18 protein-coding genes are annotated in these 15231 nt (G+C 50.2%); 15 read left to right on the top strand and 3 right to left on the bottom strand.

Translation table 11 applies throughout. The features are described 5' to 3' along the window. Nucleotides 1–23: 23 nt before the first annotated feature. From EDF88_RS13330 to hisP, 12 genes are all read left to right on the top strand, one after another. Nucleotides 24–683, top strand: coding sequence for a DedA family protein (locus tag EDF88_RS13330; protein WP_034458864.1), 660 nt, complete (start codon nt 24–26; stop codon nt 681–683). A 138-nt stretch (nt 684–821) separates the two neighbouring features. Further along, nucleotides 822–1742, top strand: a complete 921-nt coding sequence (gene accD, locus EDF88_RS13335) for an acetyl-CoA carboxylase, carboxyltransferase subunit beta (RefSeq protein WP_064512747.1) — start codon at nt 822–824, stop codon at nt 1740–1742. Nucleotides 1743–1819: 77 nt separating this feature from the next. Continuing rightward, nucleotides 1820–3088, top strand: coding sequence for a bifunctional tetrahydrofolate synthase/dihydrofolate synthase (gene folC, locus EDF88_RS13340; RefSeq protein ID WP_134185129.1), 1269 nt, complete (start codon nt 1820–1822; stop codon nt 3086–3088). Next, nucleotides 3078–3806 carry a cell division protein DedD gene (gene dedD, locus EDF88_RS13345; RefSeq protein ID WP_064512743.1) on the top strand — a complete coding sequence of 243 codons (729 nt, stop codon included), beginning with the start codon at nt 3078–3080 and terminating at the stop codon, nt 3804–3806. Before folC ends, dedD begins: the two co-directional genes overlap by 11 nt. A gap of 167 nt (nt 3807–3973) precedes the next feature. Next, nucleotides 3974–4462 (top strand): colicin V production protein, encoded by a 489-nt coding sequence (gene cvpA, locus EDF88_RS13350; protein ID WP_034458856.1) that lies wholly within the window; start codon nt 3974–3976, stop codon nt 4460–4462. A gap of 91 nt (nt 4463–4553) precedes the next feature. After that, a complete protein-coding gene (gene purF, locus EDF88_RS13355) occupies nt 4554–6071 on the top strand; it encodes an amidophosphoribosyltransferase (protein ID WP_064512741.1) in 1518 nt (505 codons plus the stop codon). A 110-nt stretch (nt 6072–6181) separates the two neighbouring features. Beyond that, a complete protein-coding gene (locus tag EDF88_RS13360) occupies nt 6182–6751 on the top strand; it encodes a UbiX family flavin prenyltransferase (protein ID WP_134185131.1) in 570 nt (189 codons plus the stop codon). A 295-nt stretch (nt 6752–7046) separates the two neighbouring features. After that, nucleotides 7047–7829, top strand: coding sequence for a lysine/arginine/ornithine ABC transporter substrate-binding protein ArgT (gene argT, locus EDF88_RS13365; protein ID WP_064512740.1), 783 nt, complete (start codon nt 7047–7049; stop codon nt 7827–7829). A 297-nt stretch (nt 7830–8126) separates the two neighbouring features. Next, nucleotides 8127–8909 carry a histidine ABC transporter substrate-binding protein HisJ gene (gene hisJ / locus EDF88_RS13370; RefSeq protein WP_034458847.1) on the top strand — a complete coding sequence of 261 codons (783 nt, stop codon included), beginning with the start codon at nt 8127–8129 and terminating at the stop codon, nt 8907–8909. Nucleotides 8910–8983: 74 nt separating this feature from the next. Continuing rightward, nucleotides 8984–9670, top strand: a complete 687-nt coding sequence (locus EDF88_RS13375) for a histidine ABC transporter permease HisQ (RefSeq protein WP_134185133.1) — start codon at nt 8984–8986, stop codon at nt 9668–9670. Beyond that, nucleotides 9667–10383, top strand: coding sequence for an ABC transporter permease (locus EDF88_RS13380; RefSeq protein ID WP_064512733.1), 717 nt, complete (start codon nt 9667–9669; stop codon nt 10381–10383). Before EDF88_RS13375 ends, EDF88_RS13380 begins: the two co-directional genes overlap by 4 nt. Before the next feature lie 10 nt (nt 10384–10393). After that, nucleotides 10394–11167, top strand: a complete 774-nt coding sequence (gene hisP, locus EDF88_RS13385) for a histidine ABC transporter ATP-binding protein HisP (protein WP_034458841.1) — start codon at nt 10394–10396, stop codon at nt 11165–11167. Nucleotides 11168–11203: 36 nt separating this feature from the next. On the opposite strand, the gene EDF88_RS13390 is transcribed toward hisP, so the two are convergent. From EDF88_RS13390 to yfcG, 3 genes are all read right to left on the bottom strand, one after another. Then, nucleotides 11204–12097, bottom strand: coding sequence for a TIGR01777 family oxidoreductase (locus EDF88_RS13390; RefSeq protein WP_134185135.1), 894 nt, complete (start codon nt 12095–12097; stop codon nt 11204–11206). Nucleotides 12098–12119: 22 nt separating this feature from the next. Then, nucleotides 12120–12485: a dihydroneopterin triphosphate 2'-epimerase gene (folX, locus tag EDF88_RS13395; RefSeq protein ID WP_064512730.1), complete on the bottom strand. Its 366-nt coding sequence runs from the start codon at nt 12483–12485 to the stop codon at nt 12120–12122. Between the two features lie 92 nt (nt 12486–12577). Continuing rightward, nucleotides 12578–13207, bottom strand: a complete 630-nt coding sequence (yfcG, locus tag EDF88_RS13400) for a GSH-dependent disulfide bond oxidoreductase (protein ID WP_134185137.1) — start codon at nt 13205–13207, stop codon at nt 12578–12580. Nucleotides 13208–13358: 151 nt separating this feature from the next. Here yfcG and yfcF point away from each other — a divergent pair, with 151 nt between their 5' ends. The 3 genes from yfcF to yfcD are packed head-to-tail and all read left to right on the top strand — an operon-like array spanning nt 13359 to nt 15214. Then, nucleotides 13359–14003: a glutathione transferase gene (gene yfcF, locus EDF88_RS13405; protein ID WP_134185139.1), complete on the top strand. Its 645-nt coding sequence runs from the start codon at nt 13359–13361 to the stop codon at nt 14001–14003. A gap of 56 nt (nt 14004–14059) precedes the next feature. After that, entirely contained in the window at nt 14060–14611 is a 552-nt protein-coding gene (gene yfcE / locus EDF88_RS13410; protein ID WP_134185141.1) for a phosphodiesterase, read from the top strand. Between the two features lie 57 nt (nt 14612–14668). Next, complete coding sequence (gene yfcD / locus EDF88_RS13415; protein ID WP_064512722.1) at nt 14669–15214, top strand: NUDIX hydrolase YfcD; 546 nt, start codon at nt 14669–14671, stop codon at nt 15212–15214. Nucleotides 15215–15231: the final 17 nt, after the last annotated feature.

Below are 15231 nucleotides of genomic sequence, written 5' to 3' on the forward strand. Positions count from 1 at the left end.
CCAGTCGAGAAAGGTAGATAACTATGGAATTTATCCGCTTTATTATTGATTTTATTTTGCACATTGATGTGCACTTAGCGGAGTTGGTCGCGCAGTATGGTGTTTGGGTTTATGCCATTCTGTTTTTGATTCTGTTTTGCGAGACAGGGTTGGTGGTGACGCCGTTCCTGCCGGGTGATTCACTGCTGTTTGTTGCCGGTGCGCTGGCGGCATTGCCGACTAACGATCTGAACGTTCATACCATGGTGATTTTAATGATCATCGCGGCTATTGTTGGGGATGCGGTGAACTACACTATTGGGCGGCTGTTTGGTGAAAAGCTGTTCAGTAACCCGAATTCAAAAATCTTCCGCCGTAGTTATCTTGATAAAACACACGCTTTTTACGAGCGTCATGGTGGAAAAACGATTATCCTCGCGCGCTTCGTACCGATTGTGCGAACTTTCGCACCGTTTGTCGCCGGGATGGGGCATATGTCCTATCGCCATTTTGCGATGTATAACGTTGCCGGTGCGTTGCTGTGGGTATTGTTATTTACCTACGCAGGCTACCTGTTCGGCGATTTGCCAATTGTGCAGGAAAACCTGAAATTACTGATTGTGGCGATAATCGTGTTGTCGGTCTTGCCTGGTGTGGTTGAAATTATTCGCCACAAACGCGCGGCCAAACGCCTGCAAAAGTAACCCCATCGCGCGGTTCGACCACTTTTTTATCCAAAGTCGCGGGCCGTTATGTTTTAATGAGCACCATTTATGGTCTGGGGCAGCTAGTTCTGCCACAGAAAAACTGGCATCGACCAGGTTCAAGCAGAAAGGTCATCAATGAGCTGGATTGAACGAATTCTCAATAAGAGCAATATCACCCCTACCCGTAAGGCGAGTATCCCTGAAGGGGTGTGGACGAAGTGCGATAGCTGTGGCCAGGTTCTGTACCGTGCCGAACTGGAACGCAACCTCGAAGTCTGCCCAAAATGCGATCACCACATGCGTATGTCCGCGCGCGATCGCTTGCACAGCCTGTTAGATGAAGGCTCGATGTTTGAATTGGGTAGTGAGCTTGAGCCAAAAGATATCCTCAAGTTTAAAGACTCTAAAAAATACAAAGACCGTCTGGCATCTGCCCAGAAAGAAACCGGCGAGAAAGACGCGCTGGTGGTCATGAAAGGTACGCTCTATAACATGCCAGTTGTCGCTGTGGCGTTTGAGTTTGCCTTTATGGGCGGTTCTATGGGCTCTGTTGTCGGTGCACGTTTTGTTCGTGCCGTAGAACAAGCTCTGGAAGATAACTGCCCGATGATCTGTTTCTCCGCTTCCGGTGGCGCACGTATGCAAGAAGCGCTGATGTCGCTGATGCAGATGGCGAAAACCAGTGCGGCGCTGGCAAAAATGCAGGAACGCGGTCTGCCGTATATCTCGGTTCTGACTGACCCGACTATGGGCGGCGTGTCTGCAAGCTTCGCAATGTTAGGTGATCTCAACATCGCTGAGCCAAAAGCATTGATCGGCTTTGCGGGCCCTCGTGTTATCGAGCAAACCGTTCGCGAAAAACTGCCGCCGGGCTTCCAGCGTAGTGAGTTCCTGATCGAAAAAGGGGCGATCGACATGATCGTCCGTCGTCCAGAAATGCGCCTCAAACTGGCAAGCGTTCTGGCAAAGCTGACAAATCAGCCCGCGCCGAATCCTGAAGCGCCGCGTGAACCGATTGTGGTTCCGGCAGCACCGGAAGAAGGTCACGAGGCCTGATAGTCAATAAAGGCAGGGCCGCTCGCGGAACTGCCTTTTTTCTTGAACCGATCCTCTCGGTAAGTAGAACGGGCATCATGGAAAAAATTCAAACTCCTCAAGCCACGTCGCCTCTGGCCACGTGGCTTTGTTATCTGGAAAATCTCCACTCAAAAACTATCGAGCTTGGTCTTGACCGCGTAAAAAAAGTTGCAGCGACGCTTGATGTCTTAAAACCTGCACCGACGGTGTTTACCGTGGCTGGAACCAATGGCAAAGGCACTACTTGTCGCACCCTGGAAAAGGTGTTGATGGCGGCGGGATATAGCGTTGGTGTCTACAGTTCACCGCATCTGGTGCGTTACACCGAGCGCGTGCGCGTACAAAGTGAAGAGCTGGACGAGGCATACCACACGGCGGCATTTGCACAAATTGAAGCCGCGCGTGGCGAAACATCGTTGACCTATTTTGAATACAGCACCTTGTCAGCGCTATTGTTGTTTAAGCAACTGGCTGTGGACGTGGTGATTCTTGAAGTCGGCCTGGGTGGTCGCCTGGATGCGACCAATATTGTCGATGCCGATGTAGCCGTTGTCACCAGTATCGCCCTTGATCACACAGACTGGCTGGGGCCAGACCGTGAAAGTATCGGACGTGAAAAAGCTGGGGTCTTCCGTGGTGGTAAACCTGCTGTGGTGGGCGAGCCAGATATGCCACACACTATTGCTGATGTAGCGGCTGAAAAGGGTGCTCATCTGCTGCGCCGTGATGTCGACTGGTCTTATCAAGTGGGTGAGAACAGCTGGAGTTTTAAAGACGCACAGGGTGAACTCAACGAGCTGCCTATGCCGTTAGTCCCACAGCCAAATGCGGCGACCGCATTGGCCGCGTTGCGTGCAAGCCAGCTAAATGTCAGTGTTGAAGCTATTATTCAAGGGATTAAAGAGGCGGCACTACCGGGCCGTTTCCAGATTATTTCGCAGGCCCCTTTGGTTATTCTCGATGTGGCGCATAATCCCCATGCGGCGGCCTATCTTGCCGGGCGCCTTGCGCAGCTACCCAAGCGTGGGCGAGTGTTGGCGGTAATTGGCATGCTCCATGACAAAGACATCGCCGGTACGCTGGCAAATTTGTCTCATCAAGTTGATAGCTGGTATTGTGCTCCTCTGGAAGGGCCACGCGGTGCGACGGCCGAGCAACTGATTGAGCATCTGGGCCAGGGTGAAGTCTACGGCACAGTGGCGCAAGCCTGGAATGCTGCGATGAGTGCAGCAACAGAGGATGATACCGTGCTGGTGTGTGGTTCATTTCATACAGTAGCCCACGTAATGGAAGCGCTGGACGCGGAGAAAACAGGTGGCGAGTAAGTTTCAAAATCGATTAGTAGGGACCATCATTTTGGTCGCACTGGGGGTCATTATCCTGCCAGGGCTGCTCGATGGTCAGAAAAAGCATTATCAGGATGAATTCGCAGCCATTCCTCTGGTTCCAAAACCAGGGGATACCGCTGAGCCGGATATGTTGCCTGTCGCAACTCAGGCACTCCCTTCTCAGCCACCTGAAGGTGCCGCAGAAGAGGTGAGAGCGGGTACGGCAGCAGCACCAGGATTAGATATCGCCTCACTGCCAAGTGATGGTGGTGCGGGTATTGATGAAGTTCCGGTCGCCCGTGCTCAACCAAAACCGCAACCTGTCGTTGAAAAGCCGAAACCTAAGCAGGTCGAAAAACCGCAGAGTAAGGCTGAGATTGATCAAACGGCAGAACGTCTGGCGATGATGAACGAAGAACCGCCAGCACCTGAGAAACCTGCGAAGCAAGAAACGACCGAACAAGCGCCAACCGGCAAAGCTTACGTCGTGCAACTAGGTGCATTAAAGAATGCCGACAAAGTGAATGAAATTGTTGGTAAACTACGCGGCGCTGGGTTCCGTGCTTACACGTCACCGTCGACACCAGTGCAGGGGAAAGTTACCCGTATTTTGGTGGGACCGGACGCTTCGAAAGACAAACTTAAGTCGTCTTTGGGCGAGCTGAATTCGCTTTCCGGGCTGAACGGTGTGGTCATGACTTACACGGCCAGATAAACCCGCAGAGCGGCGGGATTTAGGGCAAGTTTTTAATGGCGTTGAGCATTTTTTCAACGCCATTATTTATTTACGCGAGGGAAGGAAATCCCTACGCAAACGTTTTCTTTTTCTGTTAGAATGCGCCCCGAACTGGACGTCAGGGCGATTTGTCGTGAGATTTGTTCATGGTCTGGATAGATTACGCCATTATTGCAGTCATCGGTTTTTCGGCTCTGATTAGTGTTATTCGTGGGTTTGTGCGTGAAGCGTTATCGCTGGTGACCTGGGGTTGTGCTTTCTTTGTCGCCAGTCATTACTACACTTACCTGTCAGTCTGGTTCACAGGCTTTGAAGACGAACTGGTACGTAATGGAATAGCTATCGCGATACTCTTTATCGCGACACTCATTGTCGGTGCGATAGTCAATTATGTGATTAGCGCATTGGTTGAGAAAACCGGCCTGTCGGGTACAGACAGGGTGTTGGGGATCTGTTTCGGTGCTTTACGTGGAGCATTGATCGTCGCCGCCATTCTGTTCTTTCTTGATACGTTTACTGGTTTTTCGAAGAGTGACGACTGGCAAAAGTCGCAGCTTATCCCGCAATTCAGTTTCATCATCAGATGGTTCTTTGACTATCTGCAAAGCTCGTCAAGTTTCTTGCCTCGGCCTTAGGGCGGGGGTTATGGCTTAGAGTCTGATTTTTCTGGCTATTTTATTTTCAATTAACGCCAGAAAAACAGACTCACGATGAGGAAAAGACAACATGTGCGGTATTGTCGGTATCGCCGGTTTCATGCCGGTAAACCAGTCTATCTATGATGCGTTAACGGTGCTTCAGCATCGTGGACAAGATGCCGCAGGCATCGTCACCATTGATGCTTTAAACTGTTTTCGTCTACGCAAAGCTAATGGACTGGTGAGTGATGTATTTGGTGCCATTCACATGCAACGCTTACAAGGAAACATGGGCATTGGTCATGTGCGATACCCTACAGCGGGTAGTTCCAGCGCTTCTGAAGCCCAGCCTTTCTATGTTAACTCTCCGTACGGCATTACCCTTGCACACAACGGTAACCTGACTAACGCCCACGAACTGCGCCAGAAGCTGTTCGAAGAAAAGCGTCGTCACATTAACACCACTTCCGATTCTGAAATCCTGCTGAATATTTTCGCCAGTGAGCTGGATAACTTCCGCAACTATCCTCTGGAAGCAGACAACATTTTTGCCGCCATTGCCGCGACTAACCGCCAGATTCGTGGTGCTTATGCCTGTGTTGCGATGATTATCGGCCACGGTATGGTTGCCTTCCGCGATCCAAACGGCATCCGCCCACTCGTAATGGGCAAGCGTGATTTGAACGACGGTCGCACTGAATATATGGTGGCTTCCGAAAGCGTTGCGCTTGATACCCTGGGCTTCGAATTCCTGCGTGATATCGCACCGGGTGAAGCGGTATACATCACTGAGAAAGGGCAGTTGTTCACCCGCCAGTGTGCTGATAACCCAACCAGCAACCCTTGCCTATTCGAATACGTCTACTTCGCGCGTCCGGACTCCTTTATCGACAAGATTTCCGTTTACAGCGCACGCGTTGAGATGGGCAAAAAACTCGGTGAGAAAATTGCCCGCGAGTGGGAAGATCTGGATATCGATGTGGTTATCCCGATTCCAGAAACATCCTGCGATATCGCGCTCGAAATCGCGCGTATTCTCGACAAGCCATATCGCCAAGGCTTCGTGAAGAACCGCTACGTTGGCCGTACTTTTATCATGCCGGGCCAGCAGCTGCGTCGTAAATCTGTACGTCGTAAACTCAACGCTAACCGTGCTGAGTTCCGCGATAAGAACGTTCTGCTGGTGGATGACTCCATCGTGCGTGGTACCACTTCTGAGCAAATTATCGAAATGGCACGTGAAGCCGGTGCGAAGAAAGTTTACCTCGCGTCAGCGGCACCGGAAATTCGTTTCCCGAACGTATACGGCATCGACATGCCAAGTGCTAACGAACTGATTGCTCACGGCCGTGAAGTTGACGAGATCCGTCAGTTGATTGGCGCCGATGGTCTTATTTTCCAGGATCTGAACGATCTGATTGAGGCTGTACGCGTTGAGAATCCGGATATCACGCAGTTTGAATGCTCGGTGTTCAACGGTATCTATGTGACCAAAGATGTGGATCACGAATACCTTGAATATCTTGAGTCACTGCGTAATGACGATTCACAAGCGATTGCCCGTCAGAATGAAGTGGAAAACTTAGAGATGCACAACGAGGGTTAAAGCCATCCTCACCTTAACCCTCTCCCGGAAGGAGAGGGTTACCATTTCTTGCATCCCTGCCCATCTTGCGGCAAAGTCAGCCCAGATAAACTCCTCGGGCGAACTAAAATATGAAACGGTTAATTGTTGGAATTTCAGGTGCCAGTGGTGCAATCTACGGTGTGCGACTACTTCAGGTACTGCAACAATTACCCGATATCGAAACTCATCTCATTCTGAGTAACGCTGCTCGCCAGACCCTTGCCTTAGAAACCAATATTTCCCTGCGTGAAGTTCAGGCTCTGGCTGATGTGGTTCATGACGCCCGTGATATCGCCGCCAGCCTCTCTTCAGGCTCTTTTAAGACGCACGGCATGGTGATATTACCTTGTTCGATTAAAACCCTTTCTGGCATTGTCCATAGCTATACCGATGGCCTACTGACGCGTGCGGCAGATGTGGTGCTGAAAGAGCGCCGCCCGCTGGTGCTTTGCGTGCGCGAAACGCCGCTGCATCTTGGTCATTTGCGTTTAATGACTCAGGCCGCCGAATTAGGTGCTGTGATTATGCCGCCAATGCCGGCGTTTTATCATCGCCCGCAAAGCGTGCAGGACATCATCGACCAGACGGTCAATCGGGTACTCGACCAGTTTGATATTGAGCTACCACAGGACTTGTTCACCCGCTGGAACGGCGCATAAATATTGCGCCAGTGTGGTGCATCACAAAACCCTTCGCCTCAAAATGGGGCGATTTTGTAACCCCGATCACTTCCAGAACATTTATCCGCTATTTTCCACCGTTAATGCTTTTCCCTCATACCAGACCTGCTATCTTTCATTCTCGTGACAGAGTTGTAACTTTTATTTAACACAAAGCCGCGCACTTTCTTCCACGCAAGAAAAAGTGGCATGGGAACTGCAACTCTGGTCTGCAACACAAAGCAAACACAACACGACGTTACACATAATAAGATCAGCCACCTGAGGGTTATGTATGAAAAAGCAAGTTCTCGCTCTGTCATTACTGCTTGGCCTGAGTGCCACCGCAAGTGTCTTCGCAGCCATTCCGCAGAGCATTCGTCTTGGTACGGACACCACATATGCACCGTTCTCATCTAAAGACGCGAAAGGGGATTTTGTTGGTTTCGATATCGATCTCGGCAATGAGTTGTGTAAACGCATCAATACTAAATGTACGTGGGTAGGAAGCGATTTTGATGCACTGATCCCATCGCTTAAAGCGAAGAAAATCGACGGTATCATCTCCTCGCTTTCCATTACTGAAAAGCGCCAGAAAGAGATTGCCTTCTCAGACAAACTTTACGCTGCTGATTCACGCCTGATTGCCGTTAAAGGCTCTCCGGTTCAGCCAACTCTTGAGTCACTCAAAGGCAAGCACATTGGTGTGTTGCAAGGCTCTACCCAAGAAGCATATGCCAACGCTGAATGGCGTAGCAAAGGTATTGATGTGGTGCCTTACGCTAACCAGGATCTGATCTATTCCGACCTGGCTGCTGGCCGCCTTGATGCGGCATTCCAGGATGAAACTGCTGCGAGCGAAGGCTTCCTGAAACTGCCTGCGGGTAAAGGCTATCAGTTTGCTGGCCCATCTGTGAAAAACAAACAGTACTTTGGTGACGGTACTGGTATTGGTTTGCGTAAAGATGACGTAGAGCTGAAAGCGGCCTTCGATAAAGCGCTGGCAGAAATGCGTAAAGACGGTACTTACGACAAATTTGCTAAGAAGTACTTCGATTTTAATGTTTACGGTGAATAACCTTATCCCGTAGTCTGTAGCCCGGTTATGGCTTTCATAGTCGGGCTGAATAGAATTGCAATCTAACCTGAAGCTGCTTGCACTCCGTTAGTGCAAATTATTGCTGATGCACCAAAATGGTGTTTTACTTGCATCCTATTGGTGCGGCATGCTTTTCAAGTGAAAGTGCTCCTGAAACAGGGCGCGCCATCCGCTTGAAAAAACACTATATTGGTATGCATAAATTGGCATGAAACATGCAATTTTATCCGGTTAAAAAGCAATCGCGCAAAATATACGGTCTACTCGAGGATAATTATGAACAAGCAGATCATCGCTCTTTCTTTGGTACTGGCATTTTCCAGTGTTTCCACAGCTTTCGCCGCAATTCCTAAAAATGTACGTATTGGTACTGACCCAACTTACGCACCGTTTGAGTCGAAAAACGCTCAAGGGGAATTAGTCGGTTTTGATATCGATTTGGCAAAAGAGCTCTGCAAACGCATCGAAACTAATTGTACCTTTGTGGAAAACCCACTGGATGCGTTGATCCCCTCGTTGAAAGCGAAAAAAATCGACGCGATTATGTCGTCGCTTTCTATTACTGAAAAACGCCAGCAAGAAATTGCCTTCACCGACAAACTGTACGCTGCAGACTCGCGTTTAGTGGTCGCGAAAGGTTCGCCGATTCAACCCACTCTTCAGTCTCTGAAAGGTAAGCGTGTCGGTGTGCTGCAAGGCACTACGCAAGAAACCTACGGTAATGAGCACTGGGCACCGAAAGGCATCGAAATTGTCTCTTACCAAGGCCAGGACTCTATTTACGCTGACCTGACGGCAGGCCGAATTGACGCTGCATTCCAGGATGAAGTGGCTGCGAGCGAAGGCTTCCTGAAACAACCGGTAGGCGCTAATTACCAGTTCGGTGGTCCATCAGTTAAAGACGACAAACTGTTTGGTGTTGGCACCGGTATGGGTTTGCGTAAAGACGATACCGAGCTGCGTGAAGCACTGAACAAAGCATTTGCTGAAATGCGCAAAGACGGAACTTACGAGAAGTTAGCGAAGAAATACTTCGACTTCGATGTTTACGGTGGTTAACAGTCACCAGTGGTTAAACCTGCCCGACACGGGCAGGTTAAGTTTGTGCAGACACTGACGACAGGATACGCACCATGCTGTACGGTTTTTCAGAAGTCATTTTTAAAGGGGCTGTCGTCACGCTGGAACTGGCGCTAAGCTCCGTTATCCTCGCCGTTATTATTGGCCTGGCGGGAGCTGGTGCCAAGTTGTCCAAAAATCGCCCGTTAGCCATGCTGTTTGAAGGCTACACCACGCTGATTCGCGGTGTGCCCGATCTGGTGTTGATGCTGCTGATTTTCTATGGCCTGCAAATGGCACTCAATGTGTTAACCGACTCGCTTGGCGTTGCTCAGTTTGATATTGACCCCATGGTCGCCGGTATCATTACCCTTGGTTTTATCTACGGTGCCTATTTTACCGAAACGTTCCGTGGCGCTTTTATGGCTGTTCCGAGAGGGCACATTGAAGCGGCAACTGCCTTTGGTTTTACCGGTTCGCAAACTTTCCGCCGCATTCTCTTCCCGGCCATGATGCGCTACGCGCTACCGGGCATTGGTAACAACTGGCAGGTTATTTTAAAAGCTACCGCGCTGGTCTCTTTGTTAGGGCTGGAAGATGTGGTGAAAGCCACGCAGCTTGCCGGGAAAAGCACCTGGCAGCCGTTCTACTTTGCGATTGTTGCCGGGATCATTTACCTGTTCTTTACCACGGTATCGAATGGTGTGTTGCTCTGGCTTGAACGCCGTTACTCGGTTGGCGTGAAGAGGGCTGAGCTATGATGGATATTTTCCACGAATATTGGAAGGCGCTGCTGTGGACTGATGGCTATCGGTTTACAGGGGTTGCCATTACGCTGTGGTTGTTGATTTCCTCGGTGGTGATGGGCGGGATTATGGCGCTGTTTCTGGCCATTGGCCGCGTCTCAAGCAACAAATTTATCGCCTTCCCAATCTGGCTGTTCACCTACATTTTCCGTGGCACACCGCTGTATGTGCAGTTGCTGGTGTTCTACTCCGGCATGTACACACTGGAAGTGGTGAAAGGCACTGTGCTGCTCAATGAGTTTTTCCGCAGCGGCCTGAACTGTACGGTGCTGGCGCTGACGCTGAATACTTGTGCGTACACCACCGAAATCTTTGCCGGGGCTATCCGTGCTGTACCGCATGGTGAAATTGAAGCCGGGCGCGCATATGGCTTCTCGCCATTCAAAATGTACCGCTGCATTATTTTGCCTTCTGCGCTGCGTATCGCGCTGCCTGCATACAGCAACGAAGTGATTTTGATGCTGCACTCCACAGCACTGGCGTTTACCGCCACGGTGCCGGATTTGCTGAAAATCGCCCGCGATATCAACTCCGCAACCTACCAGCCGTTTACCGCTTTTGGGATTGCAGCAGTGCTGTATCTGTGTATTTCTTATGTGCTGATTAGATTGTTCCGTAAGGCTGAGCAACGCTGGTTGCAGCATATTAAACCAAGCTCAACACATTGAGTGTTCAACGATGACTGATAAAAAATTAAGCGTTACCGATCTGCACAAGCGCTATGGCCAACATGAAGTGCTCAAAGGCGTTTCTTTACAGGCTAATGCTGGTGATGTGATAAGCATCATTGGTTCATCGGGCTCAGGCAAAAGTACCTTTTTGCGTTGCATTAACTTCCTCGAAAAACCGAGCGAAGGGACGATTGTTGTCAATAACCAGAATATTAACCTGGTGCGCGATACCGATGGGCAGCTGAAAGTTGCCGATAAAAATCAACTCCGTTTGCTACGTACACGCCTGACGATGGTGTTCCAACATTTCAACTTGTGGAGCCACATGACGGTGCTGGAAAACGTCATGGAAGCGCCGATTCAGGTGCTGGGTCTGAGCAAGCAAGAAGCGAAAGAGCGTGCGATTAAATATCTGGCGAAAGTGGGTATCGACGAGCGCCAGCAGATTAAATACCCGGTGCATCTTTCCGGCGGCCAGCAGCAGCGTGTTTCTATCGCCCGCGCACTGGCGATGGAACCTGAAGTGTTGTTGTTCGATGAACCGACTTCTGCGCTTGATCCTGAACTGGTAGGCGAAGTGCTGCGTATTATGCAGAAACTGGCCGAAGAGGGGAAAACGATGGTAGTGGTCACGCACGAGATGGATTTTGCGCGCCACGTTTCCAACCATGTAATTTTCTTGCATCAGGGCTTAATCGAGGAAGAGGGGACGCCGGAGGAGTTATTCGGGAACCCGAAAAGCGCCCGTTTGCAGCAGTTTTTGTCGGGCTCGTTGAAATAATACTGAAAGTCCCGCCGTTGCGGCGGGACTTGAATATTAACGCACTACATCCCCCAGTGCCTCTTCCAGATCATACCAACGGAAGCCAAACCCGGATTCTTCGAGCCGCTTTGGCAACGCGCGTTGCCCGCCTAATACCAACACCGACGATTCACCCATCATCATTCTGACGGCTGTTGCAGGTGCGCGTATAAATGCCGGGCGATTCAGTACATGGCCGAGAGCATGAGAGAACTGTTCGTTACGAACCGGATAGGGCGAAACCAAGTTAAACGGCCCGCGCAGGTCGTTATCCAACAGCCACAAAATGCCGTTCACCATATCGTCGATATGAATCCACGCCAGATATTGCCGCCCATCACCCATTGGCCCACCCAAACCTAAACGAAATATCGGCAGCAGTTTTGCCAGAATCCCGCCTTTGGGGGCTAACACTACGCCGGTACGCAGCAGGCAGACTCGCGTGTGCTCGCTCTGCGCACCACAGGCAATTTGCTCCCAACGGGCACACAGCTTATGGGTAAATTCGTTGTGTGGCGGTTCATCTTCGTTAACCACCACTTCACCGAGATCGCCGTAATACCCTGCGGCAGAACCGGAAATAAACACCGATGGCGGCGTCTGACTTGCTTTAAACATCTCAACCAGGCGTTCGGTGATTTGCCAGCGGCTTTGGCACAAGCGCTGTTTTTGCGACTCGGTCCAGCGTTTATCGGCAATCGGTTCGCCTGCAAGATTGATCACCGCATCGAATCCATCAAGATTCTGATGGTCGTTCAACCCTTTCCAGAATGTGACTTTGGGGTCAAAAAGCGTTCGCGCTTTGTCGGGATTTCTGGTGACGACCGTGACATCATGCCCTACTTCCAGCAAGCGTGGTACCAGATGGCTGCCAATCAAACCGGTTCCGCCGGTAATCAGTATCTGCATGCTCGTCTCCAGTTGATTGCGCTTACTTGCACCAACTCATGGTCATTGATACCGAGTCGGCATACCGCAGCGCGTGAAGTTTATCGATTTCTACTTCAGCATAAGATACCCACGGATGGTCGCATGCGATGTCGAGCACATCCTGAGTTAATTTTTCCAATAATGAGAAGCGATGGTTCTCGACTAACTGGATGATTTGTTTAGTGATAGTGCGGTAATTCAGCGCGTCGTTGATATCTTCACTGGCGCGGGCTTTGTCCGCTGGGTAATGAATGGCGACGTTAATGACAATATCCTGGCGATTGGCAATTTCTTCTTCTTTGATCCCAATGAAAGTGCGCAGGCGTAAATTTTTGATTCGAATAATCGCGTCTGGTTGTGGGGACATTGCAGGTGTGCTCCATGTAGTTATTTTCCATCGCAGACTATACCCAAATTAGATGAGGAAAAAAATTGCGCGCCATATCGGGCGCGCAGGGTTTAGTTTTGCTGCGCTTTCTCATAGGCGCGTTCGGTTGCCGGGCGCGAGCGGATACGCTCAAACCAATTTTGAACGGCAGGGAAGTGCGCCAGATTGATGCGTTGGCGTTCATGGGAAACCGTCCATGGATAAGTCGCAATATCAGCAATGCTGTATTCGTTACCGCCCAGCCATGGAGTTTTCTCAAGCTGCTTATTCAGAACGCCGTACAAGCGTTGGGTTTCAACCTGGTAACGCTCAATGGCGTAGGGTACGGGCTGTGGGGCGAAGTGATTAAAGTGATGATTCTGACCAAGCATTGGGCCAAAGCCACCCACTTGCCAGAATAGCCATTGCAGGGTGTGGACACGTTCGCGCAGGTCTTTGCTTAATAGCTCGTTGGTCTTTTCCGCTAAATACAGCAGGATTTCACCGGATTCAAACAAGCTTAGTGGGCCGCCGCCATCCAAAGGGTGGTTGTCGATAATCGCCGGAATTTTATTGTTCGGAGAAATTGCTAAAAAGGCAGACTGAAACTGATCTCCTTTGCCAATATCAATACGATGAATGGCGTAGTCCAGGCCCGTCTCTTCCAGAAATAGCGTGATTTTATGGCCGTTTGGTGTCGGTGCGTAGTAGAGGTCAATCATGTCATTCCCATCCTGATATCAGTATTTTTCTTAAACCTATGGAGTATAGACTTTTTGGAAAAAGTGCTTCGTAGATGAGGTTTGCTCAGGTGACAGTTGCCATTTTCCGCTATATGTTCAATAGCCTGGGAAACGAAATTATGGGGATATTATGAGCCAGCCGACAATAACACTTTGGTCCGATGCGAATTTTTTTAGCCCGTACGTAATGTCTGTCTACGTTGCACTCAAAGAGAAAGGCCTGAACTTTAACCTGCAAACGATTGATCTGAATAGCGGGCAAAACCTGCAACCTGGCTGGAAAGGCTATGATTTGACGCGCCGCGTTCCCACTTTAGAAGTCGATGATTTTCTAATAAGTGAATCCTCGGCCATTACTGAATATCTTGAAGAGCGTTTTGCTCCGCCAACCTGGGAACGGATTTATCCGCATGACCTGGAAAAACGTGCCCGTGCCCGGCAAATCCAGGCCTGGATCCGCAGCGATTTAATGCCAATTCGTGAAGAGCGTTCAACCGACGTGGTTTTCGCAGGCGTGAAGAAACCACCGCTGACGGAGAAAGGACAGATTGCGACTCAAAAGCTTATAACGACGGTTGAAAATTTGTTGCCTGTCGGCCAACAAAATATTTTTGGCGAGTGGTCGATTGCAGATACCGACCTGGCACTGATGCTTAATCGTTTGATTCTCAATGGCGATGAAGTCCCTGAGCGGCTGGAAGAGTATGCAGCCTTCCAGTGGCAACGGGCTTCTGTGCAGCGTTTCTTGGCACTTTCCGCAAAGCATTCTGGCTGATTAGCCCCATAATTCGCTATGATAATTCCGCTTACCATTAATAGGAATAGGGCTTTATGAAGCTGATGTTTGCCTCGGATATTCACGGATCGTTACCCGCAACAGAGCAGGTGCTGACGCATTTCGAACGCAGTGGTGCTAAATGGTTAATATTGCTGGGTGATGTACTGAATCATGGGCCGCGAAATGCGCTACCGGTGGGCTACAATCCGGGCGCTGTTGCTGAGCGCTTCAACAGCATTGCAGACAGAATTATCGCGGTTCGTGGTAACTGTGACAGTGAAGTTGACCAGATGCTGCTTCATTTTCCGATTACTGCACCCTGGCAACAAATATTGATGGAGGACCAGCGTTTATTTGTGACGCACGGTCACCTGTATAACCCGGATAAATTGCCACCACTGGCAGAAAACGATGTTTTGGTTTTTGGTCATACTCATCTTCCACTGGCTGAGAAGCAAGACACTGTCTATCTCTTTAATCCGGGCTCGGTGAGTATCCCTAAAGGCGGCTTTGAAGCGAGTTATGGCATGCTAAACGATGGTGTTCTGAGCGTTCACGCACTGAATAACGCTGGGGTTATTGCACAGGTCGAGATTACCCCGTAACTTACCGTGAGTTGAACATCTAACGCGCCAAAGAGCGCCCTGAATAAGGTTTCCCCAATGGCGGAACAGAGTCATTTTGTTGGCATGGAATGGGTAGATATTGTCAATGAAGACAATGAAGTAATCGCGCAAGCAAGCCGCGAGCAAATGCGCGCGCAGCGTTTGCGCCATCGCGCGACTTATATCGTTGTGCATGACGGCATGGGTAAGATTTTGGTGCAACGTCGTACCGAGACTAAAGATTTTATGCCGGGCATGCTGGATGCTACCGCTGGTGGCGTAGTCCAGGCTGATGAGCAACTGCTGGACTCAGCACGTCGTGAAGCTGAAGAGGAGTTGGGTATTGCCGGTGTGCCATTTGCCGAGCATGGTCAGTTCTACTTTGAGGACACCAACTGCCGTGTATGGGGAAGCCTGTTTAGCTGTGTTTCTCATGGCCCGTTTGCGTTGCAGGAAGAAGAAGTCAGCGAAGTATGCTGGATGTCGCCGGAAGAGATTACAGCCCGCTGTGACGACTTTACGCCGGACTCTCTTAAAGCACTGGCGTTGTGGATGACCCGCAATGCGAAGAATGAATCTCAGCACGCTGCTGCGACTGAGTAATTCATCTCGCGTCAGCC

The sequence above is a fragment of the Buttiauxella sp. BIGb0552 genome (assembly GCF_004366275.1).
Taxonomy (GTDB): Bacteria; Pseudomonadota; Gammaproteobacteria; order Enterobacterales; family Enterobacteriaceae; genus Buttiauxella; species Buttiauxella gaviniae.